This window comes from Streptomyces sp. NPDC102278 (assembly GCF_044766345.1).
Lineage (GTDB): Bacteria > Actinomycetota > Actinomycetes > Streptomycetales > Streptomycetaceae > Streptomyces.
The window spans coordinates 185,607-211,473 of sequence record NZ_JBIWLV010000005.1; the positions used below are offsets into that span (position 1 = coordinate 185,607).

Genomic DNA, 25,867 nt, shown 5'->3' on the forward strand with positions numbered 1-25,867 from the left:
AGCGGAGGCCGACTCAGATGTCGAGGAACCGAACGTCCTTGGCGTTGCGCTGGATGAAGGAGCGTCGGGCCTCGACGTCCTCGCCCATGAGCACCGAGAAGAGGTCGTCCGCCTGCGCGGCGTCGTCCAGGGTGACCTGGCCGAGCACGCGGTGGTCCACGTCCATGGTGGTGACGCGCAGTTCCTCGGCGTTCATCTCGCCCAGACCCTTGAAGCGCTGGATCGAGTCTTCCCTGATCCGCTTGCCCTGCCCCTTGCCGAGCTCGACCAGGGCGTCGCGCTCACGGTCGGAGTACGCGTACTCGAAGTCGTCCCGACCCCACTTGATCTTGTACAGCGGCGGGCGCGAGAGGTACACGTGCCCGGCCTCGACCAGCGGCCGCATGAAGCGGAACAGGAAGGTCAGCAGCAGGGTGTTGATGTGCTGGCCGTCGACGTCGGCGTCCGCCATCAGGATGATCTTGTGATAGCGGAGCTTCTCGATGTCGAAGTCCTCGTGCACACCGGTACCGAAGGCGCTGATCAGCGCCTGGACCTCGGTGTTCTGGAGGATCTTGTCGATCCGGGCCTTCTCGACGTTCAGGATCTTGCCTCGGATCGGCAGGATGGCCTGGTACATCGGGTTGCGGCCGGACTTCGCGGAACCACCGGCCGAGTCGCCCTCGACGATGAAGATCTCGCACTTGGTCGGGTCGTTCGACTGGCAGTCGGACAGCTTGCCCGGCAGCGAGGCGCTCTCCAGCAGACCCTTGCGACGGGTGAGGTCACGGGCCTTGCGGGCGGCGACGCGGGCCGTGGCGGCCTGGATCGACTTGCGGATGATGTCCGCGGCCTCGACCGGGTTGCGGTCGAACCAGTCGTTGAGGTGCTCGTGGACGACCTTCTGCACGAAGGTCTTGGCCTCCGTGTTGCCCAGCTTGGTCTTCGTCTGGCCCTCGAACTGGGGCTCGCCCAGCTTGACCGAGATGATCGCCGTCAGACCCTCGCGGATGTCCTCGCCGGCGAGGTTGTCGTCCTTCTCCCGGAGCAGCTTCTTCTCGCGCGCGTAACGGTTCACCAGACCCGTCAGGGCCGCGCGGAAGCCTTCCTCGTGCGTTCCGCCCTCGTGGGTGTGGATCGTGTTGGCGAAGGAGTAGACACCCTCGGTGTACTGCGAGTTCCACTGCATCGCGATCTCGACCGAGAGGAGGCGCTCCTTGTCCTCGGCCTCGACGTCGATGACGGTCGGGTGGATCAACTCGCCCTTGCGCGAGTTGAGGTACTTCACGAAGTCGACGATGCCGCCCTCGTAGTAGTACTTCACCGTGCGCGCGGGGGGCTCGACCGCGTCCACGTCGGGGTCGTCCGCACCGACGGTCGCCTTCGCCGACTCGCGCTCGTCCGTCAGCGTCAGGGTCAGGCCCTTGTTGAGGAAGGCCATCTCCTGGAAGCGGCGCGAGAGCGTCTCGAAGGAGTACTCGGTCGTCTCGAAGATGTCGCCGTCGGCCCAGAACGTCACCGACGTGCCGTGCTCGTCGGTCTCCTCGTTCCGCGCGAGGGCCGCCGTCGGGACACCGAGCTTGTAGTCCTGGGTCCAGCGGTAGCCGTCCGTCTTGACCTCGACCGCGACCCTGGTCGACAGGGCGTTCACGACGGACACGCCCACGCCGTGCAGACCGCCGGAGACGGCGTAGCCGCCGCCGCCGAACTTGCCGCCCGCGTGCAGGACCGTCAGCACGACCTCCAGGGCCGGCTTCCCCTCGGACGGCACGATGCCGACCGGGATGCCGCGGCCGTTGTCGATGACCCGCACACCGCCGTCGGCGAGGATCGTCACGTCGATGGTGTCGGCGTGCCCGGCCAGGGCCTCGTCGACCGAGTTGTCCACAACCTCGTAGACAAGGTGGTGCAGCCCGCGCTCACCGGTCGAGCCGATGTACATGCCCGGCCGCTTACGTACCGCGTCCAGGCCCTCCAGGACCTGGATCGCGCTGGCGTCGTACGAGGCGGTTACCTCGCCGTTCTCGCCGGCTGTGGACTCGTTCTTCTCGTTGGGGTTGCCGGAATCGGCCACGAAGCGCCCTTTCTGGCACAGCACAGGCCGTACTCCGGGCCAGCAGGCATGCAAGCAGGAGCGGCTGCGTCGATCTGCGTTGTCAGCGTGTATCAGCTAGATCCCGCGAACGCGCGGGATTCGCTTCAGTCTACCGGTACCACGGACCTGAATGGGGGTTTGCGGGTACCTGAGTCCGCATGTGCCGCCCTGAACCTCCTCTCTCCGACTCCCCATATCCGGGGAGGGGCTCAAAGAGGCTCACACGGGCATTGAGCGCTTCGGCCTGTCAACCTCCCGCTACGGTGAGGGACACCACCCGCGGGAGGGCCCGCAGGTGCGTTCGAGCCCCGGCTCCGACGCGACCGAAACCCGCCTGTCGCCGGACCGTCGCCGAGCCGTGATCACCGTGCGCGGCCGGTCACACCGCGCGGGCGCGCGAGGGCGCGCGAGGAACACCGCCACCACTCGCCGCCGCCCGGCAGCCCGCGGCCCGCCCCGCTGCTGGCGGGGGGAACCGCCGGCTCACCCGTAGGTGTCGCCCGGCCCCGTACTGCCCGGCGCGCGCCAGGGCCCGTACCGCTTCGGCCCGCCGCCCGGACCCGACACCTTGAGCATCCGGACGGTGCCCTGCCCCAGCTCGGCGTTCAGCCGCGCCACGAGCTGCGGAGCCAGCAGTTTCAGCTGAGCCGCCCACGCCGAGGAATCACACCGCACGAGGAGCTCACGGTCCTCGTAGCGATCCGGTTCACAGTGCGCGGCGATCTCCGGGCCGACGATCTCCGGCCAGCGCTCCATGACGCCCGCGACCGCCATCGGCATCTCCCAGCCGCGCTCCGTCCGCAGCCGGTCCAGCGCGGCCATCAACGGCATCGGGTCCCGGCCGTCGGCGCGGGCGCCGGACCGCAGGCCCGGCTGCTGCTGCCGCTTCTTCCCCGTCGCCGCGTTGCCGCGGGCCCGCGCCTGTTCGCGCGCTGCCGCCAGCGCCTGCCGCGCCAGGTCCACCCCGGAGGGTTCCGGGGCCTTGCGCTCCGGTTGCCTCTGCTCCGGCCGCTTCTCCCCGGGCCGCTTCTCGTGGTCGCTCACAGTCGGGTCACCTCACCACCGGACACCCCGAAGCGCGTCCCCGCCAGCACCCCCGGGACGTCGTCGTCCACCGCCGCGGTCACCAGGACCTGCTCCCCCGGGGACACCAGTTCGGCCAGCCGCTCCCGGCGCCTGCTGTCCAGCTCCGCGAACACGTCGTCGAGGATCAGCACCGGCTCGCTGCCCTCCGAGCGCAGCAGCTCGTAGGAGGCCAGGCGCAGCGCCAGCGCGTACGACCAGGACTCGCCGTGGCTCGCGTACCCCTTCGCCGGCAGTTCGCCGAGCCGCAACAGCACGTCGTCGCGGTGCGGCCCCACCAGGGTCACGCCCCGCTCGATCTCCTGCTTGCGCACGTCGGCCAGCGCCGCCAGGACGACCTCGTACAGGGCCTCGCGGGTGCGCGCCTCCCCGCTGTCCACCGCTTCGCCGGCCGAGGACTTGTACGTCAACCCCAGCGGCCCGCCGCCGGGCGCGAGCTGCTCGTACGCCTTGTCGGCGAGCGGCAGCAGCGTGGAGATCAGGTCCAGCCGCTGGGCCAGGAGCTCCGCGCCCGCGCGGGCGAGGTGCTGGTCCCACACGTCGAGGGTGGACAGGTCCATGGACCTGCCGCCGTGCCGGCGCGCCATCGCCGCCGACTTCAGCAGGGTGTTGCGCTGCTTCAGCACGCGCTCGTAGTCGGAGCGGACGGCCGCCATGCGGGGCGAGCGGGCGGTGACCAGCTCGTCGAGGAAACGCCGGCGCTCGCCGGGGTCGCCCTTCACCAGCGCCAGGTCCTCGGGCGCGAACAGCACGGTCCGTACGATCCCCAGCACGTCCCGGGGCCTGACCTGCGAGGACCGGTTGATCCGGGCCCGGTTGGCACGGCCGGGGTTCAGCTCCAGTTCGACGAGCTGCTGCCGTTCGCCCTGGATCACCGCGGCCCGGACGACGGCCCGTTCCGCGCCCATCCGCACCAGCGGGGCGTCCGAGGACACCCGGTGGCTGCCCAGGGTCGCCAGGTAGCCGATCGCTTCGACGAGGTTGGTCTTGCCCTGGCCGTTCGGGCCCACGAAGGCGGTCACGCCCGGACCGAGGGGGACCTCGGCCCGGGCGTACGAGCGGAAGTCGGCCAGTGAGAGATGCGAAACGTGCATGTGGCGCCGACCTCCCCCGGCTTCCTGCTTCTCGCTGTGGTGCTGTGGTCGTGTGGTGTGGTCCGGTGGCACGGCCGAACCGGGCCGCCGGACCCTGCCGACTAGACCTTCTCGACCGCGTGGCCGCCGAACTGGTTGCGCAGCGCGGCGATCATCTTCATCTGCGGGGAATCGTCCTGCCGGGACGCGAAGCGGGCGAACAGCGACGCGGTGATCGCGGGCAGCGGCACGGCGTTGTCGATGGCCGCCTCGACCGTCCAGCGGCCCTCGCCCGAGTCCGCCGCGAAACCGCGCAGCTGCTGCAGGTGCTCGTCCTCGTCCAGCGCGTTCACGGCGAGGTCCAGCAGCCAGGATCGGATGACCGTCCCCTCCTGCCAGGACCGGAACACCTCGCGGACGTCGGTGACCGAGTCCACCGCCTCCAGCAGCTCCCAGCCCTCGGCGTAGGCCTGCATCATGGCGTACTCGATGCCGTTGTGGACCATCTTCGCGAAGTGGCCGGCGCCGACCTTGCCCGCGTGCACGGAGCCGAAGTCACCCTCGGGCTTGAGTGCGTCGAACACCGGCTGGACCGCGGCGACGTGGTCCTTGTCGCCGCCGTACATGAGGGCGTAGCCGTTCGCCAGACCCCAGACACCGCCGGAGACGCCGCAGTCGACGAAGCCGATGCCCTTGGCCTTCAGCTCCTCGGCGTGCTTCTCGTCGTCGGTCCAGCGGGAGTTGCCGCCGTCCACGACGACGTCGCCGGGCGAGAGCAGCTCACCGAGCTCGTCGATGGTGGACTGCGTCGCCGCACCTGCCGGGACCATCACCCACACCACGCGGGGGGCCTGCAGGCTGTCCACGAGTTCCCGCAGGCTGTGGACATCGGCGAGGTCAGGGTTGCGGTCGTATCCGATGACGGTGTGGCCTGCGCGGCGGATGCGCTCGCGCATGTTGCCGCCCATCTTGCCGAGACCGACGAGACCAAGCTCCATCAGGTGGTTCCTTAAGCGTTGTGGTCGTCTGTGCCGGGGGCCCTGGAGACCGGGGTCCGCCCCGGGATCCGAGCCTACGCCGGGCTGCGCCCCGGGGCGCCACGGACGCCCCGAACGCGGCGCCGGACGCCGTCGGGCCCGGCCTCGCGGTGGCGAGGCCGGGCCCGACGGGACGCGCTCAACCGGACAGGCGCACCGGCATGATCAGGTACTTGTAGGCCTCGTCGGCCTCCGCGTCGATCGCCGGGCGGCCGCTGAGCAGCGCCGGCTTGGTGGACGTGGTGAAGCTGAGCTGCGCGACGGGCGAGTCGATCGCGCTCAGGCCGTCCAGCAGGAAGGTCGGGTTGAAGGCGATCGAGATGTCGTCGCCGTCCAGCTTCGCGTCGACGCGCTCCACAGCCTGTGCGTCGTCGGAGGAGCCGGCCTCCAGGATCAGCACGCCCTGCTCGAAGCTCAGGCGGACCGGGGTGTTGCGCTCGGCGACCAGGGCGACGCGCTTGACGGCCTCGACGAACGGCGCCGTCTCGATCACCGCGATGGAGTTGAACTCCGTCGGGAAGAGCGTGCGGTACTTCGGCAGGTCGCCTTCGAGCAGTCGGGTCGTGGTGCGGCGGCCCGCGCCCTCGAAGCCGATGAGGCCCTCACCGGCGCCGGAGCCCGACAGGGCCAGGGTGACGGTGTCGCCGCTGGTCAGGGATTTGGCGGTGTCCAGGAGCGTCTTGGCGGGCACCAGGGCCACGGCCGAGGCGTCCGGGTTCTCCGGCTTCCAGAGGAACTCGCGGACCGCGAAGCGGTAGCGGTCGGTGGAGGCCAGGGTGACGCGGTCGCCCTCGATCTCGATGCGGACACCGGTCAGCACGGGCAGCGTGTCGTCACGGCCGGCGGCGATGGCCACCTGGGCGGCGGCGGAGGCGAAGACCTCGCCGGGCACTGTGCCGGTCGCGGTCGGCATCTGCGGCAGCGCCGGGTACTCCTCCACAGGCAGGGTGTGGAGTGTGAATCGCGAGGAGCCGCAGACCACGGTCGCCCGTACACCGTCTGTGGAAATCTCCACCGGGCGGTTGGGGAGGGCGCGGCAGATGTCGGCGAGCAGCCGGCCGGAGACCAGGACCGTGCCGTCCTCCTCGACGTCCGCCTCGACGGAGACGCGGGCCGAGACCTCGTAGTCGAAGCCGGAGAGGGACAGGGTGCCCTCCTCGGCCTTCAGCAGCAGGCCCGCGAGAACGGGCACCGGCGGCCGGGCCGGGAGGCTGCGGGCCGCCCAAGCCACCGCCTCCGCGAGTACGTCGCGCTCCACCCGGATCTTCACCGGAACCGCCTCCTGCTGTTGCTCGCTCGTCTGCCGGCCTTCGTCGTCGGCTCGATGGCTCGCTGTCCCGACGGACCGAGGCCTCGATGCCGGGGACCAGTCTGACGTACGGCGCCGACACTCGTTGCTGCCGGCGGTCAAGTCGGGAGCGAGGCGTTGGGGCGGGTGTCCTCCGAGTTGTGCACAGGTCCTGCTTGAAAACCGAATCCGAGCTAACTCTCTATGGGGGTAGTAGTAGGGCCTGTGGAAACGGTGGATAAGCCCGTTCTCGCAGGTCAGCCCGCGTTTTTTATCCCCACACCCTGTGGGCGACACCGGTGGACAACACGGTGTCTCTGTGGAGAACGGAAAGTTCTGCACAGGCCATCCCCAGATGACCCTCACTACTCCACAGGTGCGTCCCCAGCTTTTCCCCAGTACTCCACAGACCAAACGTCGACATCCGTGTGACCGCTTTCACTCCGGACGGTGACAGGGGGTCCTTCGTTGCCGAACAGTGGACAACGGTGTGGAGAAGTCATCCACGCCTGTGCACAGGATGCGGGAACCTGTGGGTCGGCGGTGGACAGAGAGGTGGACGGTGCTGTGGATACTTTTTTTGTCCACAGGCTGTGGATGACTCTTGCTCACAATTCCACAGGCGGCTGAGCTGGCCTGATGGGCTCTCAACCTGCACCCCTGTGGACAGATTGTGGGTGACGGAACCCGTCCCCAGGCTGTGGACGGAAGAAAGTCGGCCAATCTGTGGATGACGCCCTCTCTCGGGGGCGTATTCGAACAAGTCAGGGGCGCACGGACGAAGAAGGGCGCCCCCGCTGTGGTCCGGGAGCGCCCTGTAAACGGGTTTGAGGGGCCCTCACGGGACCGTCGTGGGGCCCGCGCACGGCTCCGGAGAGCCGGCGTCAGGCGTTCTTGATGCGGTTGGTGAGCTCCGTGACCTGGTTGTAGATGGAGCGTCGTTCCGCCATCAGGGCGCGGATCTTGCGGTCCGCGTGCATGACGGTGGTGTGGTCGCGGCCGCCGAACTGCGCCCCGATCTTGGGGAGGGAGAGGTCGGTGAGCTCCCGGCAGAGGTACATGGCGATCTGTCGGGCGGTGACCAGGACCCGGCTGCGCGAGGAGCCGCAGAGGTCGTCGACCGTGAGCCCGAAGTAGTCCGCGGTGGCGGCCATGATGTCGGAGGCGGTGATCTCGGGCGCGCTGTCCTCGCCGCCCGGGATCAGGTTCTTGAGCACGTCCTCCGTCAGACCCAGGTCCACCGGCTGCCGGTTCAGACTGGCGAACGCGGTGACCCGGATCAGCGCCCCCTCCAACTCGCGGATGTTGCGCGAGATGCGGGAGGCGATGAACTCCAGCACCTCCGGCGGGGCGTTGAGCTGCTCCTGCACGGCCTTCTTGCGCAGGATCGCGATGCGGGTCTCCAGCTCGGGCGGCTGGACGTCGGTGATCAGGCCCCACTCGAAGCGGTTGCGCAGCCGGTCCTCCAGGGTGACCAGCTGCTTGGGCGGCCGGTCGGAGGACAGCACGATCTGCTTGTTGGCGTTGTGGAGCGTATTGAAGGTGTGGAAGAACTCCTCCTGCGTCGACTCCTTGCTCGCGAGGAACTGGATGTCGTCGACCAGCAGGATGTCCATCTCGCGGTAGCGCTTGCGGAAGGCGTCGCCCTTGCCGTCGCGGATGGAGTTGATGAACTCGTTGGTGAACTCCTCGGAGCTCACGTAGCGCACCCGGGTGCCGGGATAGAGGCTCCGCGCGTAGTGCCCGATGGCGTGCAGCAGGTGCGTCTTGCCCAGCCCCGACTCCCCGTAGATGAAGAGGGGGTTGTACGCCTTCGCCGGCGCCTCGGCGACGGCCACCGCGGCGGCGTGCGCGAAGCGGTTGGAGGCGCCGATGACGAAGGTGTCGAAGAGGTACTTCGGGTTCAGCCGCGCGGTCGGCTCCAGCGGGCCCGAGGTGGAGCCGCCCGACGGGGCCGAGGGAGCCGGCCGGTTGGGGATCTGGCGCTGTGGGGGCTGCTCGTACTGCTGGCGCTCGTACCCGTGCTGCTGGTGCGAGTCCTGCTGCTCGTACGAGGACTGCTCGTACTTCTGCTGCTCGTAGCCGCCCTGGTCGTATCCCGAGGGCTCCGGCTGCTGGAGGTAGCCGGGCTGGGGGGAGGCGTACGGGTCGCGTTCGGGGAAGCCGCCGAGACGCGGCTGCTGCCAGCCGTAGTCGTCCTGTTGGCCGCCGCGGGGCCAGGCGCCGGGCTCGGGGCGCTGCTGCTGGTAGTCCGGGTAGGCGGGCCGGGCGGTCGGCAACTGGTCGTCGCCGGGGCCGGTGTGGCCCCCGGGGCCGGTGTGACCCGTATGACCGGTGTGGCCGCCGGGGCGCTGGCCGCCGTACGGCTCGTAGGAATCGCGCTGCTGAGAAGAGGAGGGGGCGGGCGCCGGCTCACCGGCGGAGTCGTCCACCGTGATGGCGATCCGGATCGGGCGACCGCACTCGCGACTGAGCGCGTCGCTGATGAGCGGCGCGAGGCGGCCTTCGAGAACGCGCTTGCCCCATTCGTTGGGGACGGCCAGCAAGGCGGTGTCGGCGACGAGCGCGAGGGGCTGGCAGCGTTCGACCCACTGCTTGTCCTTCGGCTCGATACCTTGCTGCCCCTCTCCGAGGAGCTTCTCGAGCACGCGTGGCCACACTGCGGCAAGATCGGCAGGTACGTCAGCCACAGAGCACGCTCTCTCACAGGTCCCGGTCCCACGAATGTGTGGTTCTTTGGGACGGTCGGGACAAAAAAATCCGGGATCAGGCAACGGTAGTCAGGCCGGTGGGTAGGGTTCAAGTCGTTGTCCACAGCCTGTGCACAGTGTGGGGCCACCGAGGCTCGGTTTGACCGGATGGCGTAGCCGCGCGTACCGTAACGAGGTCGAGTTGTCGATGGCTGCTGCCGCCTGCCTACCGATGGGCGAAGATCACACATAGTGATCATGTAGCGGTGCCACTCGGGCGAACACGCGAGTTTCATCTCCTCGTGGGCGCACGGTGACAGCCAGGCGATGTCCCGCCACAACGATTCATTCTCTGGAGCCCCCGAGTGAGCAAGCGCACCTTCCAGCCGAACAACCGCCGTCGTGCCAAGACCCACGGCTTCCGCCTGCGGATGCGTACCCGTGCCGGCCGCGCGATTCTCGCGAACCGCCGTGGCAAGGGCCGCGCCGCCCTTTCCGCGTAACCCACACGCAGGTCGTGACGTCGTGCTGTCTCCCGAAAATCGGATGAGGCGGCGCGAGGACTTCGCGAGCGCGGTACGACGGGGTCGGCGGGCAGGACGCCCGCTTCTCGTCGTACACCTACGTACCAGCGGTGCAACGGACCCGCACGAGCCGGGGGAGATCGATCCCTCGACGCGTGCGGGTTTCGTCGTCAGCAAGGCTGTCGGCAACGCTGTCGTACGCAACCGGGTCAAGCGCCGTTTGCGCCATCTTGTCCGCGAACGGTTGCCCCAGCTCCCCGCCGGTAGCCTGGTGGTGGTGCGGGCCTTGCCCGGTTCGGGTGATGCCGGCCTCGACGAGCTGGCCCGTGACCTGGATGCCGCCATGCAGCGGCTACTGGGAGGCGCGGCTCGATGAAGTACCCGCTGCTCGCTTTGATCAAGCTGTACCAGTGGACGATCAGTCCGCTGCTCGGACCGGTGTGCCGTTACTACCCCTCGTGCTCGCACTACGGGTTCACGGCCATCGACCGGCATGGTGCGGTGAAGGGGACGGTTCTGACCGCCTGGCGGATCCTGCGGTGCAATCCGTGGTCCCCGGGCGGTGTGGATCATGTCCCACCCCGGAAACGCCCGCGTTGGCACGAGCAGCTGCGCAGTGCGTTGCGTAGATCTCGCAATGCTCAAGGAGCCTGATTAGTGGACACGATTGCCAGTCTGTTCAGCTTTATCACCACACCCGTGTCGTGGATCATCGTCCAGTTCCACACGGTGTACGGCGCGATCTTCGGCGAAGACAGTGGATGGGCCTGGGGCCTGTCCATCGTGTCCTTGGTGATCTTGATTCGTATCTGCCTGATCCCGCTCTTCGTGAAGCAGATCAAGTCGACGCGTGGCATGCAGGCGCTCCAGCCGAAGATGAAGGCGATCCAGGAGCGCTACAAGAACGACAAGCAGCGCCAGTCCGAAGAGATGATGAAGCTGTACAAGGAGACGGGTACCAACCCGCTCTCCTCGTGCCTTCCGATCCTCGCGCAGTCGCCGTTCTTCTTCGCGCTCTACCACGTGCTCGCGAACATCGCCAACGGCAAGCCGATCGGTTACATCAACGAGTCGCTGTTGGTGAGCGCCCAGAAGGCGCACATCTTCGGAGCCCCGCTCGCCGCGAAGTTCACGGACAGCGCGGAGAAGATCGCCAGCCTGGACGCCTCGGTGACCAGCGTTCGCGTCGTGACCGCGGTCATGATCGTGATGATGTCGCTGTCGCAGTTCTACACGCAGCGCCAGCTGATGCAGAAGAACGTCGACCTCTCGGTCAAGACGCCGTTCATGCAGCAGCAGAAGATGCTGATGTACATCTTCCCGGTGATCTTCGCCGTCATGGGCATCAACTTCCCCGTCGGTGTCCTCGTCTACTGGCTGACCACGAACCTGTGGACCATGGGTCAGCAGATGTACGTGATCAACCAGAACCCGACGCCGGGCAGCAAGGCCCAGGACCAGTACCTGACCCGCCTGGTCAAGCACGTCACCACGCACGGCGCCATCAAGGGCCGCGGCAAGAAGAAGATCGTCGCCGCGATCGTGGCCAAGGGCCCGGACCGCAACGACAACGAGCGCAAGTTCATCACCGCGCTGACGAAGCAGGGCATGGCCGCCCAGGCGGACGGCTCCGTGATCAAGAGTTCTGAGGCCACGGCCGATGAGGACGCGGCGAGCGGCGGTGTCGCGACCAAGCGGCAGCAGCCCAAGCGGCAGACGAAGTCGAAGCGTCAGACGCCCCCCAGCAAGCCCTCCAAGAAGTAGAAGGAGCCCCTCCCGTGACGGAAGGCACCACCACCGCCGCCGCTGAAGGTGGCGACACCCTGACCCGCCTCGAGCAGGAGGGTGAGATCGCGGCCGACTACCTTGAGGGCCTGCTGGACATCGCCGACCTGGACGGCGACATCGACATGGACGTCGAGGCCGACCGCGCCGCGGTGTCGATCGTCAGCGACTCCGCCGGCCGCGACCTGCAAAAGCTCGTGGGCCGCGACGGCGAGGTCCTGGAAGCCCTGCAGGAGCTGACCCGCCTCGCCGTACACCGCGAGACCGGGGACCGCAGCCGGCTGATGCTGGACATCGCCGGGTTCCGCGCGAAGAAGCGCGAGGAGCTGGCCGTGCTCGGTGCCCAGGCCGCGGCGGACGTGAAGGCGTCCGGTGAGCCGCTGAAGCTGGCTCCCATGACCCCCTTCGAGCGGAAGGTCGTCCACGACGCCGTGGCGGCCGCCGGTCTGAAGAGCGAGTCCGAGGGCGAGGAGCCGCAGCGCTTCGTCGTTGTGCTTCCGGCCTGACCGGAGAAGCGTGAGGTCGGCCCCGTCTGTGTCGCAGGCGGGGCCGATGTTTGTAAGCCTGGCAGTGCCCGTTGTTCGAAGAGTGAGTTCTGTACGGAAGGACGGTCCCCGTGACGGAGGCAGCTGAGCTTCCCCCGGCGCCCGAAGAGGCGCGTGCGGTATTCGGCGAGTTTTTCCCGGAGGCCGTGCGGTACGCGGAGCTGCTGGCGGACGCCGGGGTCGAGCGCGGTCTGATCGGCCCGCGTGAGGTGCCCCGGTTGTGGGAGCGGCACCTGCTGAACTGCGCGGTGCTGTCCGAGGTCGTGCCCGAGGGCGTCACCGTGTGCGATGTGGGCTCCGGCGCCGGTCTCCCCGGTATCCCCCTGGCGCTGGTGCGTCGGGATCTGAAGATCACGTTGCTGGAACCGCTGCTGCGTCGGACGAACTTCCTCCAGGAAGTCGTGGAGCTGCTGGGCCTCGACCACGTCACCGTGGTGCGCGGTCGCGCCGAGGAGGTCCTCGGCAAGGTGCAGCCGGTACACGTGGTGACGGCGCGCGCCGTGGCTCCGTTGGACCGCCTGGCCGGCTGGGGTGTTCCCCTGTTGCGCCCGTACGGCGAGATGCTGGCGCTCAAGGGTGACACCGCCGAGGAGGAGCTGGTGGCGGCGAAGGTCGCACTGGCGAAGCTCGGTGTGGTGAAGACCTCGGTGCTGCACGTGGGCGAGGGTGTCGTGGACCCCATGTCCACGGTCGTGCGGGTCGAGGTGGGCGAGAGCCCCGGTGGGGTGAGGTTCGCGGCCAAACGGGCCAAGGCCGCCCGGACGAGCCGTACGCGCCGGCGACGCTGACGACGTCGAGCGCCACCGACCACTGAAATCCCCGTGCGTTCTGCGGGGATTTCAGGCGTGTTGAGGCCCTATCGGCAGGAGCGCCGGAGTGTCGGAGGGGGCTTGTGACTCCGTCCGGGCATCGTGTTTCACGTGAAACGTCGCTCTCTGCTGCACGGAATCATCAGCCGCGGTCGTGCGGCTACGCCCCCTCGTGAACGCAAGGCCGCAGGGGGGACGGAGTTGTCCACATCGGTGGATTCATCCACAGGAGTTCGGGTCCCGCTGGTTCGTGGCCCCGGTGACATGGCAGGCTCTGTTCATCGCGAGCCTGATGTCGAGGAGAGTGACACCGTGCGGTCCGACGCCAACCTCGCGGGGCCGATGGCCGATCCGGTCCCTGGTCCCCGCTCTGAATCGCCGGGGGAGGATGTTTCACGTGAAACATCGCCTCCGCCCCTAGTGGACAACGAAGACACACCCATCGGTCGAGCCGCCCAGATCGCGGTCGACGCGCTGGGCCGTGCGGGTGAGCGCCTGCCCCGACCCGCGCAGACGCGGGTCATGGTGGTGGCGAACCAGAAGGGCGGCGTGGGCAAGACCACGACGACCGTGAATCTGGCGGCCTCGCTGGCCCTGCACGGTGCGCGAGTGCTGGTGATCGACCTCGATCCGCAGGGCAACGCCTCCACGGCTCTGGGCATCGACCACCACGCGGACGTGCCGTCCATCTACGACGTGCTCGTGGACAGCCGGCCCCTGCTGGAGGTCGTCCAGCCGGTGGTGGACGTGGAGGGCCTGTTCTGTGCCCCGGCCACGATCGACCTGGCGGGTGCGGAGATCGAGCTGGTGTCGCTGGTGGCGCGCGAGAGCCGACTTCAGCGGGCGATCCAGGCGTACGAGCAGCCGCTGGACTACATCCTGATCGACTGCCCGCCCTCGCTCGGTCTGCTGACGGTGAACGCCATGGTCGCGGGCGCCGAGGTACTGATCCCGATCCAGTGCGAGTACTACGCCCTGGAGGGCCTGGGGCAGCTGCTGCGCAACGTCGACCTGGTGCGGGCGCACCTGAACCCGACACTGCACGTGTCGACCATCCTGCTGACGATGTACGACGGCAGGACCCGACTGGCCTCGCAGGTGGCGGACGAGGTGCGCACGCACTTCGGCAAGGAGGTGCTGCGGACCAGCATCCCGCGCTCGGTGCGCATCTCCGAGGCCCCGAGCTACGGGCAGACGGTTCTCACGTACGACCCGGGTTCCAGCGGAGCCCTTTCCTACCTGGAAGCCGCGCGGGAGATCGCGTTGCGGGGGGCCGGAATCCATTACGACGCCCAGCACGCCCATCTGGGCGCGGGTACGAACAGCACGCAGAGCATGGCGGAGGGGATCCAGTGAGTGAGCGACGCAGGGGGCTGGGACGGGGGCTCGGCGCACTGATTCCCGCGGCTCCGCAGGAGAGGACGCCGTCGGCCGGGGACGGTTCGACGTCTCCGTCGGCCGGTCAGGTGCTGACGTCTGATCGCGGAATCGCGGCGGCGAAGCTCGCCGCACTGGCGCAGGCCGATGTTTCACGTGAAACATCGGAGGCGGCGGGGCCGGTGCGCGTGCCGGAGCAGGCGACGCCGGCGGTCAACGAGGTGGCCGGGGCGACGTTCGCGGAGCTTCCGATGGACGCGATCGTGCCGAACCCGCGGCAGCCCCGCGATGTGTTCGACGAGGACGCGCTGGCGGAGTTGGTGACCTCCATCCAGGAGGTGGGTCTGCTCCAGCCCGTGGTGGTGCGGCAGTCCGCGCCGGGTCGCTATGAGCTGATCATGGGCGAGCGGCGCTGGCGGGCGTGCCGGGAGGCCGGCCTGGACTCCATCCCGGCGATCATCCGGGCCACGGACGACGAGAAGCTGCTGCTGGACGCGCTCCTGGAGAACCTGCACCGGGCGCAGCTCAATCCCCTGGAGGAGGCTGCCGCGTACGACCAGCTGCTCAAGGACTTCAACTGCACGCACGATCAGCTGGCCGACCGGATCGGGCGCTCGCGTCCGCAGGTGTCGAACACGCTGCGACTGCTGAGGCTTTCCGCCTCGGTACAGCGCCGGGTGGCGGCGGGTGTCCTGTCCGCCGGTCACGCTCGGGCGCTCCTGTCGGTGGAGGACTCCGAGGTCCAGGACAAGCTGGCGCACCGGATCGTGGCCGAGGGGCTGTCGGTGCGCGCGGTCGAGGAGATCGTGACGCTGATGGCCTCGGAGCCGTCGAGCAGCGTGAAGCCGAAGGGCCCCCGTGCGGGTGCCCGGGTGGCTCCGGCGCTCAGCGAGTTGGCGACGCGGCTGTCGGACAGGTTCGAGACCCGGGTGAAGGTGGACCTGGGTCAGAAGAAGGGCAAGATCACCGTCGAGTTCGCCTCGATGGAGGATCTGGAGCGGATCCTCGGGACGCTCGCGCCGGGCGAGGGCCGGGTGCTTGATCAGGGGCTTTCCGGGGAGTAGGAGCAGGGCTTCGACAACGGAGCCGAGGGGCGGGTTGTGCCGGGTGTCCGGTACGACCCGCCCCTTTGTCACAGCGGATACGATGCGTGTATGGGTCGTCGGTTGGTGCCGCTCACGCTGGACAACCTCCAGGACCTGCCCCGACGTTGCCGCACCTGCGTGTTCTGGGAGCTCGATCCGGTCACCGGTGAGGCCGCCGTGAAGGCGGGTAATCCGGAGCTGGAGAAGGAGGCGTGGATCTCCGCCGTCCTGCTGGAGTGGGGCTCTTGCGGCCGGGTGGTCTACGTCGACGAAGTGCCGGTGGGCTTCGTGCTGTACGCGCCACCGGCGTACGTGCCGCGGGCCGCTTCGTTCCCCACCAGCCCGGTCTCTCCGGACGCGGTACAGCTGATCACGGCGTGGATCATGCCCGGATACCAGGGCCAGGGCCTGGGGCGGGTCATGGTCCAGACGGTCGCGAAGGACCTGCTGCGGCGGGGCTTCCGGGCGATCGAGGCGTTTGGGGACGCACGCTGGGAGCGCCCGGCCTGTCTGTTGCCGGCGGATCATCTGCTGTCGGTGGGCTTCAAGACGGTACGGCCGCACCCGGCGCACCCGAGGTTGCGGTTGGAGCTGCGGTCGACGCTGTCGTGGAAGGAAGACGTGGAGCTGGCGCTGGACCGGCTGTTGGGCGGTGCCCGGGCGCGCAAGGAGCCGGCGCTGCGTCCCTTGTGACCAGCTACGTGAAGCGAACCGGCTACGCGAAGCGAACCGGGTATGCGAAGCGAACCGGGTATGCGAGCGGGGCCGCCCCCTGAGGGAGCGGCCCCGTTTCACGTGAAACAAGCGGTGGTCAGCCGGCGGGCTTGATGGTGACGAAGCCATCGAGGTCGCGCAGGATGGCGGCCTTCGGCTTGGCGCCGACGATGGTCTTGACGACCTCGCCGCCCTTGTAGACGTTCAGCGTCGGGATGGACATGACGCCGTACTTGGCGGCGGTGCCCGGGTTCTGGTCGATGTTCAGCTTGACGATCTCGATCTCGTCGCCGTACTCGGCCGCGATGGCCTCCAGGGACGGGGCGATCTGGCGGCACGGGCCGCACCATTCGGCCCAGAAGTCCACCAGTACGGGCTTGTCACTGGCCAGGACGTCCTGATCGAAGCTGGCGTCGGTCACGGTCTTGAGGGTGCCGGCCACAACGGCCTCCTTATTTCCTTCTGCGGGGTGTGCGGGGGGTGGGGCAGTGCTGGATCAGACGGCCGCGTGGGCCTTCTCGGCGTCCGCGACGGCGGCGAGGAAACGCTCCGCGTCGAGGGCGGCCGAGCAGCCGGTGCCGGCGGCGGTGATCGCCTGACGGTAGGTGTGGTCCACGACGTCCCCGGCGCCGAAGACACCGGTGAGGTTGGTGCGCGTGGAGGGCGCGGAGACCTTCAGGTAACCCTCGTCGTCCAAGTCCAACTGCCCCGTGAACAGCTCGGTACGCGGGTCGTGGCCGACGGCGATGAAGAGGCCCGTGACGGGCAGCGCGGAAGTCTCACCGGTCTTGGTGTTGCGCAGGGTGAGACCGGAGAGCTTCTGCTCGCCGTGGATCTCGGCGACCTCGCTGTCCCAGGCGAACTTGATCTTCGGGTCGGCGAAGGCGCGGTCCTGCATGGTCTTAGAGGCGCGCAGGCTGTCGCGACGGTGGACGATGGTGACGCTCTTGGCGAAGCGCGAGAGGAAGGTCGCCTCCTCCATCGCGGTGTCGCCGCCGCCGACGACGGCGATGTCCTGGTCCTTGAAGAAGAACCCGTCGCAGGTGGCGCACCAGGAGACACCGCGGCCGGAGAGGGTGTCCTCGTTCGGCAGGCCGAGCTTGCGGTGCTGGGAACCGGTGGTGACGATGACGGCCTTGGCACGGTGGACGGTGCCGGCGGTGTCCGTGACGGTCTTGATCTCGCCGGTGAGGTCCACGGCCACGATGTCGTCGGGGACCAGCTCGGCGCCGAAGCGCTCGGCCTGACCGCGCATGTTGTCCATGAGGTCAGGACCCATGATGCCGTCCTGGAACCCGGGGAAGTTCTCGACCTCGGTGGTGTTCATGAGCGCGCCGCCGGCGGTGACGGCGCCCTCGAAGACCAGGGGGTTGAGCGAAGCGCGTGCGGTGTACAGGGCGGCCGTGTAACCGGCCGGCCCGGAGCCGATGATGATCACGTTTCGTACGTCGCTCACGGGTTCTTTCCTCGTCTCTGCGGACTGCGTGCTGCCTACCGGGGGCCGGTGCGGACCTTCACCCCACCCAACGGATCCTACGGCGCGCGCATTCCCCACTTTTCCCCGTGCCGCCCCGAACGTGTCAGGTCCGCGGGTACGTCCTGGTCAGGAGGGACTTCGCCGGGGCCACCGCAGCGCCGTCAGCGCAGCCTGCGTCGACCAGATAGGCGTCCGCCCTGGCGGGGTCGCCGGCGTGCGGGAGGACGACCAGGTAGACGTCGGTTCCCCGGTAGGTGCCGCGTTCGGTGGCGATCGGGGTGTCCGGGCGGCCGATGGAAGCCTGTACGCACGGGGGGACCGGTACGGCCCGACGGTCGGAGGGCGCTTCCCCGGAAGGAGGAGCGTTCTCCATTCCGTACGTGTTGTTCTTCTCCCCCTGTACGCCCGGGTCTTCCTTCTTGGAGGCGAGCAGCTGCCGAACGCTGTCCTGGAGCCCCTGGGTCGTGAAGGTGCCCTCGTCGGACCGGCCGGTCGAGGTCGCCGCGTCGCTGCGACCGGCGGTGCTCTGGGGACGGCTGCCGTCGAGGCCGTTGACGAGGAGGATTCCGAAAGCGCAGGCGGCCGCTCCGGCCAGCCCGGCGAGGACCGCGATCCGGCGGCGGGCGCGGCGACGGCCGGGTCCGGTTGGGCCGGTCGGGTGACCACCTGGTCGTCGTGCCTCGGTTCCGGCGGCCCGGGAGGGCGATGTTTCACGTGAAACATCGCTGTCGCTGTCGCTGTCGGGCGTCGTCGGGGCCGCGGGCTCGGTGCGGTGCGCGGTGGAGCCGAGCAGTGCCTCGGCGGCGAGTGCCGCGTCGATCCGGCCCGCGACGTCGGACGGCATCCGAGGGGGACCGGGAAGAGTGCCGAGAAGGGAGCGGATTTCCTCCAGGGAGGCACGGACGTCTGCGCACAGGGCACACGTGCCGAGGTGACGACGTACCTCCGCGGTGCGCGACGGAGAGAGAAGCCCTTCGGTCAGGTCGGAGATCTCCGAGACGTCCGGGTGCCGGATCGTGCCGGTTGTGGGGCTCACGGACGTCCACCTCCGCCCTTCACTGCGTCTGGGTCTGGATGCCTGGGGTCTGCCGCTGGTGGGACGGATGTGCCCGGCGTCCGGTTCCTTCCCCGCTCGGTGGCGGTGTTATCCCCGGCATTCGTGCGCAGATGAGTGAGCATCGGGACGAGTTTCGCGCGGCCCCGCGCACAGCGGCTCTTGACGGTGCCGGTCGGCACGTCGAGGAGGCGGGCGGCCTCGGCGACGGGGTATCCCTGCATGTCGACGAGGACCAGCGCGGCCCGCTGATCGGCCGGGAGGGTGCCGAGGGCGGCCAGCAGCTCGCGATGGAGGTCGTGGCGCTCCGCGGGCGCCTCGGCGGACTCGTGGGGCTCTAGGAGCCGCTCCAGCCGCTCCGTGTCGTCGAGCGGAGATGTCTTGCGGCTGGCGGCCTTGCGGGCGCGGTCGAGGCAGGCGTTCACGGTGATCCGGTGCAGCCAGGTCGTGACGGCCGAATCACCCCGGAAGGTGTGGGCGGCCCGGTAAGCGGAGACCAGGGCGTCCTGCACGGCGTCGGCCGCTTCCTCGCGGTCGCCGAGGGTGCGCAGGGCGACCGCCCACAGCCGGTCGCGGTGACGGCGTACGAGCTCGCCGAAGGCGTCGGGGTCCCCGTCGACGTGCAGGGCCAGGAGTTCCTGGTCGCTGTGGCCGTCTGCCGTTGCTTCGTGCGTCACACCTCGCTCCCTTCCGGGATGGAGATTAGGGCCTGAGTCGATCGAGCACGAGGGGCCAGATGAGGACGAGGGGCCGGACATGAGGAAGCCGCGCGGCCGACGGGGTGCGTCCCGTGCGGCGCGGCGGCTTCGTCCGGTCGCGGAGGGTCAGGAGGCGGCACCGAGGATCTTGATCTCGCTGATGCCACCCCGGTAGCTGTCCGAACTCTCGGGCGGCAGTTCGGTCACGTGGACCAGCAGGTAGCGGGCGCGGACCGGCTTCTCCAAAGTGCTCTGGAGCTTCTTCCCGGCCTTCTCCAGCTTGGTGACCTGCTGGGAGAAGTCGGAGAACGAGTCGGGTGAGGAGGCGTCCGGGGCCGCGGCGCGTACCTGGATCCGCTGCCCGGCCACGTGGAGGTCCAGGTCGACGCCGGTGACGTTCCGGACGCTGCCCAGGTCGACGATGATGCCGCTGCCGTTCTTGCGGTTGTCCAGATTTCCGAAGTTGGCGTAGCCCACGTACTTGGGGGTGATCCAGGCGGAATCGAGGTCCCCGTCGACGGTCTTGCCGGCGTCCTCCGGCTTGACCGCGTCCCCGCCGGGGGCGATCACGCGGGCGAGGGAGATGGGCAGCGGCTTGCCGGGTTCCGGCTTCTTCGGGGTGTCGTCGGTCGTGTCCGTCTGCGTGTTCGTGTTGCCGCCGTTGTTGCCGCCCTGGTTGTTGCGGCCCAGGAGTCGGTCGGCGAGCTGCCAGCTGCCCAGGCCGAGCGCGACGATCAGCAGTGCGGCGACGCTCCACTTGAGAGCGCGGCCGGTACGGCCCTGCAGCGGGGGCGGAGGGGGCGCGACGGCGTGGTTCTGGACGGTCGGCAGCCCCGTGGGCGTGGGCCGTCCGTAGCTGCCCTGCTGATAGGTGGTGTGCTGGTACTCCGGGGGCGCCGTGAAGGCGGGCTCCGGCGGCCGGATGCGGGGCATAGCCGCTACGGCCTTGGCCAGCTCCTCCGGGGTGGTGAAGGCGGGCTCCTGGCGGGAGGCCGTGGCCCCGTCGTTGGCGAGGGCCCGCATGGCGAGCTCGCCGAGGCCCCGGTGGACGCCGGCGCGCACCTGGTCGGGAGCGATCAGTCCGACGCCCTTGGGCAGACCCGCGAGACCGTACGCGTCGTTCTCGTACGGCCAGCGCTGGGTGAGGGCGGCGTACAGGAGCGCGCCCACGGCCTCGGTGTCGGCCTGCTGCGGGGTGTCGCTGGTGATGCCGCGCAGGGCGGCGTTCACGGCGAGCCCGCGGATGCGGTACTGGCCCGAGGAGGTGCGGAGTATCGCGCTGGGCGTCAGCCGCAGATGGGCCAGGCCCTCGCGGTGCGCGGCGGTCATGGCCTGGGAGACCTGGCTGACCAGTTGGTAGGCCTCGTGGGCCTCCAACGGTCCCAGGGCGAGGATCGAGGTCAGCTCGGTGGCGTCGGGCAGCCACTCGTGCACCACGTAGACCAGGTCGTTCTCCTCGACGGCGTCGAGCACCTGGACGAACCGGGGGTCACCGAGGAGGGCGGAGGAGCGGGCGGCGGCCAGGACGGCACGCGCCCGGGGGTGGTCGGCGGGCAGCAGATGGACGCCCACCGCGCGGCGGAGCTTCTCGTCCATCGCGCGCCAACTGCTGAATCCGTCCAGACGGGTGACGCACTCCTCGAGCCGGTAGCGTCTGGCGAGTTTGTGACCGCTGTGTAGTTCGGGTGCGGCCACCGGGGCCGGGTTGATGCGTTCGCCATCCGTTTCGGGCATGGAACCGTCCGCGGCTCGTCCGTTCTGCGTGTCCACCCCGTCGGCCGTGGCCTTGGCCGCATCTGCGGCCGGCGGCTCGTCGCCGCCGTTGTCGGCCACGTCGACGGCAGCTGTGCTACGTTCCGCCACCGTCGTCCCTGCCTCCCCATCCGTTGCGCGCTGTCGGCCAGTCTGCGAAGCCATGCCAATTGTGCCCACAGTCCGACGCTATGCACGACACGCGATGGGGCCCGACGGTTGTGCGCATCAGCGACCCAAACGTCCGCGGACCATTCCGACCATCGAGTTGAGTTCTTCGACGCGCATCCGCTTCGCGGCGACGAGGAAGACGGCGGCCAGGGCGATGAAGCCGGTGACGAGTGCCGCGAGGGAACCCGCGGCTCCGTTCCCCAACCACTGGGTGACGCCGTACGCGACGGCGCCCGCCACGACGGCGGCCGGGACGCAGGCTCCGATGAGACGGGTGTAGGTGCGCATCACGTGCGCGCCGTCGAGGTCGCCGCCGAGCCGGGTGCGCAGTCGGCGCCAGGCCACGCCGACACCGACCGCGTAACCGAGGCCGTAGGCGGCGGCCATGCCGACGACGGCCCAGCGCTCGGGGAGGACCAGGAAGGCGATGACCGAGACGCCCGCGTTCACGGCGGCGACGATGACGGTGTTGTAGAAGGGCGTCCGGGTGTCCTCGTAGGCGTAGAAACCACGCAGGACGACGTACTGCACGGAGTACGGGATCAGGCCCAGGCCGAAGGCCATGAGGATGAAGCCGATGTTCTGGGCGTCGTCCGCGCCGGAGCCGGCGTAGAGCAGCGTGGCCATGGGGACGCCCAGCGCGAGGAACGCGAAGGCGCAGGGCACGATCGCGACGGCGGAGGTGCGCAGGCCGTAGGAGATGTCGTCGCGGACTGCGGCGGCGTCGCCGTCGTGGGCGGACCGGGAGATGCGGGGCAGGACCGCCGTCATGACCGAGACGGTGATGATGGCCTGGGGCATCTGCCAGAGCAGCAGCGCGTAGTTGTAGCCGGTGATGCCGGTACCGCCGTGACCCTGCTTGGCGGCCACCTCGCCGGCCCAGGTGGCTAGCTGGGTGACGACGACGAGACCGATCTGGTTGGCGAGGACGAAGAAGAACGTCCACTTGGCCAGGCCCGCGGCCTTGCCCAGGCCGTGACCCTTCCAGTCGAAGCGCAGGCGCGGCCTGAAGCCGGCGTCGCGCAGGTACGGAATCATCGCCAGGGACTGGACCACGAGGCCGAGCAGGGTGCCCAGACCCAGCAGGCGCACGCCCTCGGGGGTGATGCCGGATTCGTTCATGCCGGTGGAGGTGAATCCACCGAAGGCCCAGATGAAGGCGCCGAACGTGGCGATGACGACGACGTTGTTGAGGACCGGCGTCCACATCATCGCGCCGAACCGGCCGCGGGCGTTGAGGATCTGACCGAGGACCACGTGCACGCCCATGAAGAACATGGTGGGCAGGCAGTAGTGGGCGAAGGAGACCGCGACGTCCATCCGGTCCGGGTTGTCGGCGATCGTCGGCGACATCATCGTGATGAAGACCGGCGCCGCGAGCACGCAGATGACGGTGACGGCGCCCAGCAGGACCATGACCAGGGTCAGCAGTCGGTTGGCGTACGCCTCGCCGCCGTCGTCGTCGTTCTTCATCGCGCGGACGAGCTGCGGGATGAAGACGGCGTTCAGCGCGCCGCCGCCGACGAGGACGTAGATCATCGTCGGCAGCGTGTTGGCGACCTGGTAGGTGTCGTTCAGGGTGACGACGCCGATGGCGCCGCCGATCACGAGGGTGCGCAGGAAACCGGTGATGCGGGAGACGATCGTGCCGGCGGCCATCAGCGCGCTGGACTTGAGCAGGCCGGAGGCCTTCCCGGCGGGCTTGGTGGGCGCCGGGGTCGCGACGGGCGCCTCCTCGGTGACCGTCCGCGGGGCGGCTTCCTGGTCCCGGTAGAGGTGCGCGAAGGCGTCGGGTGCCGGCTGATCGTCCGCGGCCTCGGTCACGAGCGAGTCGACTCCGACGAAGCGGGTGGTCGTGGCGTGGTCCCCGTACGGCATGTGGCGGGACGGACCGTCCGGCTCGGGCGGCGGGGTCTGGGCCCAGACGCGCGGGTCCGGGCCGTGGGAGGGCGCCTGCGGGGCCGCGTAGAGCGGTCCGGCCTCCTGGTAGGTACCCGGCGGCGGCGGGGGGTGGGAGGCCCTGTCGTACATGACCTCGGTGACCGGGTCCTGCGCGGACAGGTCCTGCGACCGGTACGGGTCGTAGTCGTAGGCATCCTGGACATACGGGTCGTGATCCGGCGCGGGTGCGGGCGGAGGGACCTGCCCGGGCACCGGGGCACCCGGAGCAGCGCCCTGCGTGGGCGATGGCCCACCAGTGCCCTGCGCGCGGTCACCGTCGTACGGCGCGTTCATCGAAACCCCACCTCATCGTCCCCAGGCCGACCGGCCACGGCATCGCATCAACGGTCCACTGTCTCACCCGCGCCGGACCCGCCGGTGCTTTGCGGTTCGGTGTCCGGGGACTCGTCACTCGGCTGCGTGCTCTCCTCGGCCGCGGTGCGGGCCGCCACGCGCTTGCGGCTGGCGTACATCTTGATGCCCGCCAGCACGAGGAGAAGCACACCACCCGCGATGACGAGCATGACGGTGGGGGTGACCTCGGTCGCCTCGACGGTGAACTTGCGTTCCTTGCCGTAGGGAACGCCCTGCTTGGTGAAGAGCTGCGCGGTGACCTCCACGGGACCGCTCGCGGTCGCGTTGGCGGTGAACTTCAGGGTCTGGCTGTGGTCGGCCTGGACGGTGACTTCCTGTTCGTCGATCCCGCTGTCGCCGAACATCAGACGGGTGGGGTTGGCCGACCGCACGCGCAGGACCAGGTTGTGGACGTCCTGGACCAGGCTGTTCTGGACACTGACCGGGATGGTCGCGCTGTGTCCGGACAGGGTGGCGTCCGATTTGGGGATGACCTTGACCTTGTCGGTCAGGCCGAGCAGGTACTCCTGCACCTGGTCCCGGTACACGCGCGCCTCTTCGGGGCGGCCGCGCCAGGATGTGGACATCTCCCGGTTGGTGGTGTTGCCGAAGGGGATCTCCACGCGTTCCGGCGCCGCCAGGATGACCTTGAAGTGGTCGAGGGTGTTCTGCGTGGTGCGGATCTTCTCGAACGCCGAGACCGGAAGTTCCTGCTTGCTCAGCGCCTCCGGGTACTGGCCGGCACCGGGGACCTGCGTGGCCGCGCCCGGGTCGGGCTTGGCGGTCGCCGCGGCCTCCAGGTCCGAGGGCTGGGCCCAGCGCCCGTTCTGGAGCCCGCGCAGGGCGGCGGCCATCGTCCCCACCTGGCTGACCGTCGGCATCCGCTGCGGGGTGACGACGAAGCTGCGCTGCTCTTCGGTGTTCTGCAGGTTCAGGGCCAGGGTGTGGGCGAGGAACCGCTGCACGGCGAGGGTCGAGTTGCCGGCGCTGAGCATGTCGCCCTGGAAGGCGGTGGACAACTGGGCGTCGGCGACGACGGCCGTGGTGCCCGCGCCGATGGGGCGGGCGGCCGAGGGCGTGTAACCGAGGGAGCCGTTCTCCTGGAGGCTGTCGCTGCGGGTGAGCACGTTGTGCGCGCCGGCCGAGGTGGCGACGTTGACGATCGAGGGGTCGATGGCACCGTCCACGGGCCAGGAGAAGTCGGTGGACGGGGTGACGTGCAGGACCGTCTCGACGGCCTGCCTCGCCTTGTCGGTGGCCGGCCGCAGTTGGCCCAGGGTGCCGGACACGTCCTTGCCGTGATGGGCGAGGGAGGCGATGTCGGGGTCGGCGAAGGGCAGCGCGACGACCTTCTTGCCCTGCACCGCGGCTTCGAGATCGCTCAGCCACTTCTCCGCGACGGCCTTGTTCTTGCCCTGGAGGGGCTTGCCGGCGGGGTCGGGGTTGCGGATCCGGTAACCCTTGGCCATCGCGTCGACCGTGTAGAGCAGGTCGGGATCGATGACCCAGGTGATGGGGAGGTCCTTGCCGAGCGAGACCATCTGCCCGAGGCGTCCGCCGGGTCCCAGCTCGGCCGCGAGGGAGTCGTCGATGAAGACCGGGGTCTGCGTCTCGTCCGAGCCGGTCTCCGCCGTCACACGGGTGGTGGAGATCAAGGGCCAGGCGTACGTGAGGTTGGAGCGCTTGGCCGCGGCTTCGGGCTGCCACGGGAGGAAGGTCCGCTGGATGCCCAGGACCTGCTCGTACTGGCGGCCCGTGGTCTCCCCGGAGACGGAGACGCCGAGCTGGTAGACGCCGTCCTTGCCCAGGTCCAGCTTGTTGACCGGGACCTTGATCGTGAATTCCCGGCTGACCTTGGACGGCAGCGAGTCGATCTTCACGGCGAAGGCGGAGTCGATCTCGGCCGGATCCGCGCCGGGCCGGAAGCCGCTGCGGTCCGCGACGTCGTCGATCGCCGCGCGGTCACCGACGACGGGCCCGACCCGCAGGCCGACGTGTGCGCCCTTGATCGTTTCGCGGCCGTTGTTCACCACGGTGCCCGAGATGGTCAGCGTGTCCGTCTTGACCGGGGCGCTGGGTGCCACCTCGTTCAGCTGGACGTCCACCGGGGACTCGGCGGCCTGGGCCGATGGCGCGGGGGCATAGACCAGAGCGGCCAGGACCGGTGTCCCGGCGAGCATGACGACTGCCCGCCGCAGCCAGCGGCGCCGGGCAGGGGCCGGAACCGCCCCCTGGATTTCTGCCGCCTCGGCCACGCGTTTCGCCCGTCCTCGAAGTGTCAGTGGTCGTCGTTTGTGCGTCCACGCATGGTAACGAGGCCCGCTGTGCGCGAGTGC

21 protein-coding genes and 2 pseudogenes are annotated in these 25,867 nt (G+C 69.3%); 9 read left to right on the forward strand and 14 right to left on the reverse strand.

Annotation, left to right across the window (positions count from 1 at the left end; genetic code table 11):
• Nucleotides 1–13: 13 nt before the first annotated feature.
• From gyrB to dnaA (ACIRO3_RS15535), 7 genes and pseudogenes are all read right to left on the reverse strand, one after another.
• Complete coding sequence (gene gyrB / locus ACIRO3_RS15505; RefSeq protein WP_365997335.1) at nucleotides 14–2,077, reverse strand: DNA topoisomerase (ATP-hydrolyzing) subunit B; 2,064 nt, start codon at nucleotides 2,075–2,077, stop codon at nucleotides 14–16.
• A gap of 480 nt (nucleotides 2,078–2,557) precedes the next feature.
• On the reverse strand, nucleotides 2,558–3,118 hold the full coding sequence (locus ACIRO3_RS15510) for a DUF721 domain-containing protein (RefSeq protein ID WP_361770673.1): 561 nt from the start codon (nucleotides 3,116–3,118) through the stop codon (nucleotides 2,558–2,560).
• Entirely contained in the window at nucleotides 3,115–4,251 is a 1,137-nt protein-coding gene (recF, locus tag ACIRO3_RS15515) for a DNA replication/repair protein RecF (RefSeq protein WP_361770675.1), read from the reverse strand. Before recF ends, ACIRO3_RS15510 begins: the two co-directional genes overlap by 4 nt.
• Before the next feature lie 101 nt (nucleotides 4,252–4,352).
• Nucleotides 4,353–5,228 (reverse strand): phosphogluconate dehydrogenase (NAD(+)-dependent, decarboxylating), encoded by an 876-nt coding sequence (gene gnd / locus ACIRO3_RS15520; protein ID WP_053683925.1) that lies wholly within the window; start codon nucleotides 5,226–5,228, stop codon nucleotides 4,353–4,355.
• 178 nt (nucleotides 5,229–5,406) lie between these two features.
• Nucleotides 5,407–6,537 carry a DNA polymerase III subunit beta gene (dnaN, locus tag ACIRO3_RS15525; RefSeq protein ID WP_053683927.1) on the reverse strand — a complete coding sequence of 377 codons (1,131 nt, stop codon included), beginning with the start codon at nucleotides 6,535–6,537 and terminating at the stop codon, nucleotides 5,407–5,409.
• 902 nt (nucleotides 6,538–7,439) lie between these two features.
• A pseudogene (dnaA, locus tag ACIRO3_RS15530) lies at nucleotides 7,440–8,576 on the reverse strand (chromosomal replication initiator protein DnaA); the annotation flags it as partial.
• 140 nt (nucleotides 8,577–8,716) lie between these two features.
• A pseudogene (gene dnaA, locus ACIRO3_RS15535) lies at nucleotides 8,717–9,245 on the reverse strand (chromosomal replication initiator protein DnaA); the annotation flags it as partial.
• Nucleotides 9,246–9,610: 365 nt separating this feature from the next.
• Between dnaA (ACIRO3_RS15535) and rpmH the strand changes: the two are divergent.
• From rpmH to ACIRO3_RS15580, 9 genes are all read left to right on the forward strand, one after another.
• Entirely contained in the window at nucleotides 9,611–9,748 is a 138-nt protein-coding gene (gene rpmH, locus ACIRO3_RS15540; RefSeq protein WP_008741645.1) for a 50S ribosomal protein L34, read from the forward strand.
• 22 nt (nucleotides 9,749–9,770) lie between these two features.
• Nucleotides 9,771–10,145, forward strand: a complete 375-nt coding sequence (gene rnpA / locus ACIRO3_RS15545) for a ribonuclease P protein component (protein WP_404136692.1) — start codon at nucleotides 9,771–9,773, stop codon at nucleotides 10,143–10,145.
• On the forward strand, nucleotides 10,142–10,423 hold the full coding sequence (gene yidD / locus ACIRO3_RS15550; RefSeq protein WP_078950077.1) for a membrane protein insertion efficiency factor YidD: 282 nt from the start codon (nucleotides 10,142–10,144) through the stop codon (nucleotides 10,421–10,423). Before rnpA ends, yidD begins: the two co-directional genes overlap by 4 nt.
• Before the next feature lie 3 nt (nucleotides 10,424–10,426).
• Complete coding sequence (yidC, locus tag ACIRO3_RS15555; RefSeq protein WP_361770680.1) at nucleotides 10,427–11,533, forward strand: membrane protein insertase YidC; 1,107 nt, start codon at nucleotides 10,427–10,429, stop codon at nucleotides 11,531–11,533.
• A 14-nt stretch (nucleotides 11,534–11,547) separates the two neighbouring features.
• Nucleotides 11,548–12,060 (forward strand): R3H domain-containing nucleic acid-binding protein, encoded by a 513-nt coding sequence (locus tag ACIRO3_RS15560; protein ID WP_361770682.1) that lies wholly within the window; start codon nucleotides 11,548–11,550, stop codon nucleotides 12,058–12,060.
• Nucleotides 12,061–12,170: 110 nt separating this feature from the next.
• Nucleotides 12,171–12,887, forward strand: coding sequence for a 16S rRNA (guanine(527)-N(7))-methyltransferase RsmG (gene rsmG / locus ACIRO3_RS15565; protein WP_361770684.1), 717 nt, complete (start codon nucleotides 12,171–12,173; stop codon nucleotides 12,885–12,887).
• A gap of 285 nt (nucleotides 12,888–13,172) precedes the next feature.
• Complete coding sequence (locus ACIRO3_RS15570; RefSeq protein ID WP_078999678.1) at nucleotides 13,173–14,264, forward strand: ParA family protein; 1,092 nt, start codon at nucleotides 13,173–13,175, stop codon at nucleotides 14,262–14,264.
• On the forward strand, nucleotides 14,261–15,349 hold the full coding sequence (locus ACIRO3_RS15575; protein ID WP_365997339.1) for a ParB/RepB/Spo0J family partition protein: 1,089 nt from the start codon (nucleotides 14,261–14,263) through the stop codon (nucleotides 15,347–15,349). Before ACIRO3_RS15570 ends, ACIRO3_RS15575 begins: the two co-directional genes overlap by 4 nt.
• Before the next feature lie 90 nt (nucleotides 15,350–15,439).
• Nucleotides 15,440–16,063 (forward strand): GNAT family N-acetyltransferase, encoded by a 624-nt coding sequence (locus ACIRO3_RS15580; protein WP_361770689.1) that lies wholly within the window; start codon nucleotides 15,440–15,442, stop codon nucleotides 16,061–16,063.
• A gap of 118 nt (nucleotides 16,064–16,181) precedes the next feature.
• On the opposite strand, the gene trxA is transcribed toward ACIRO3_RS15580, so the two are convergent.
• The 7 genes from trxA to ACIRO3_RS15615 form a co-directional block, all read right to left on the reverse strand.
• Nucleotides 16,182–16,526 (reverse strand): thioredoxin, encoded by a 345-nt coding sequence (gene trxA / locus ACIRO3_RS15585; protein WP_361770691.1) that lies wholly within the window; start codon nucleotides 16,524–16,526, stop codon nucleotides 16,182–16,184.
• A 54-nt stretch (nucleotides 16,527–16,580) separates the two neighbouring features.
• Nucleotides 16,581–17,540, reverse strand: coding sequence for a thioredoxin-disulfide reductase (trxB, locus tag ACIRO3_RS15590; protein ID WP_361770693.1), 960 nt, complete (start codon nucleotides 17,538–17,540; stop codon nucleotides 16,581–16,583).
• Between the two features lie 124 nt (nucleotides 17,541–17,664).
• A complete protein-coding gene (locus tag ACIRO3_RS15595) occupies nucleotides 17,665–18,597 on the reverse strand; it encodes an anti-sigma factor family protein (RefSeq protein WP_404136700.1) in 933 nt (310 codons plus the stop codon).
• On the reverse strand, nucleotides 18,594–19,292 hold the full coding sequence (sigM, locus tag ACIRO3_RS15600) for an RNA polymerase sigma factor SigM (RefSeq protein WP_404136703.1): 699 nt from the start codon (nucleotides 19,290–19,292) through the stop codon (nucleotides 18,594–18,596). The genes ACIRO3_RS15595 and sigM overlap by 4 nt, the downstream gene beginning before the upstream one ends.
• A gap of 147 nt (nucleotides 19,293–19,439) precedes the next feature.
• Nucleotides 19,440–21,176 carry a protein kinase family protein gene (locus tag ACIRO3_RS15605; RefSeq protein ID WP_361770699.1) on the reverse strand — a complete coding sequence of 579 codons (1,737 nt, stop codon included), beginning with the start codon at nucleotides 21,174–21,176 and terminating at the stop codon, nucleotides 19,440–19,442.
• Nucleotides 21,177–21,293: 117 nt separating this feature from the next.
• Nucleotides 21,294–23,471: a murein biosynthesis integral membrane protein MurJ gene (murJ, locus tag ACIRO3_RS15610; protein WP_361770701.1), complete on the reverse strand. Its 2,178-nt coding sequence runs from the start codon at nucleotides 23,469–23,471 to the stop codon at nucleotides 21,294–21,296.
• A 47-nt stretch (nucleotides 23,472–23,518) separates the two neighbouring features.
• Complete coding sequence (locus tag ACIRO3_RS15615) at nucleotides 23,519–25,786, reverse strand: DUF6049 family protein (protein ID WP_361770703.1); 2,268 nt, start codon at nucleotides 25,784–25,786, stop codon at nucleotides 23,519–23,521.
• Nucleotides 25,787–25,867 lie beyond the last annotated feature (81 nt).

Bases quoted from the DNA above. Each gene is read 5' to 3' on its own strand.
- recF (WP_361770675.1), bottom strand. From the start codon at position 4,251: ATGCACGTTTCGCATCTCTCACTGGCCGACTTCCGCTCGTACGCCCGG.
- gnd (WP_053683925.1), bottom strand. From the start codon at position 5,228: ATGGAGCTTGGTCTCGTCGGTCTCGGCAAGATGGGCGGCAACATGCGC.
- yidD (WP_078950077.1), top strand. From the start codon at position 10,142: ATGAAGTACCCGCTGCTCGCTTTGATCAAGCTGTACCAGTGGACGATC.
- ACIRO3_RS15570 (WP_078999678.1), top strand. From the start codon at position 13,173: ATGGCAGGCTCTGTTCATCGCGAGCCTGATGTCGAGGAGAGTGACACC.
- ACIRO3_RS15580 (WP_361770689.1), top strand. From the start codon at position 15,440: ATGGGTCGTCGGTTGGTGCCGCTCACGCTGGACAACCTCCAGGACCTG.
- murJ (WP_361770701.1), bottom strand. From the start codon at position 23,471: ATGAACGCGCCGTACGACGGTGACCGCGCGCAGGGCACTGGTGGGCCA.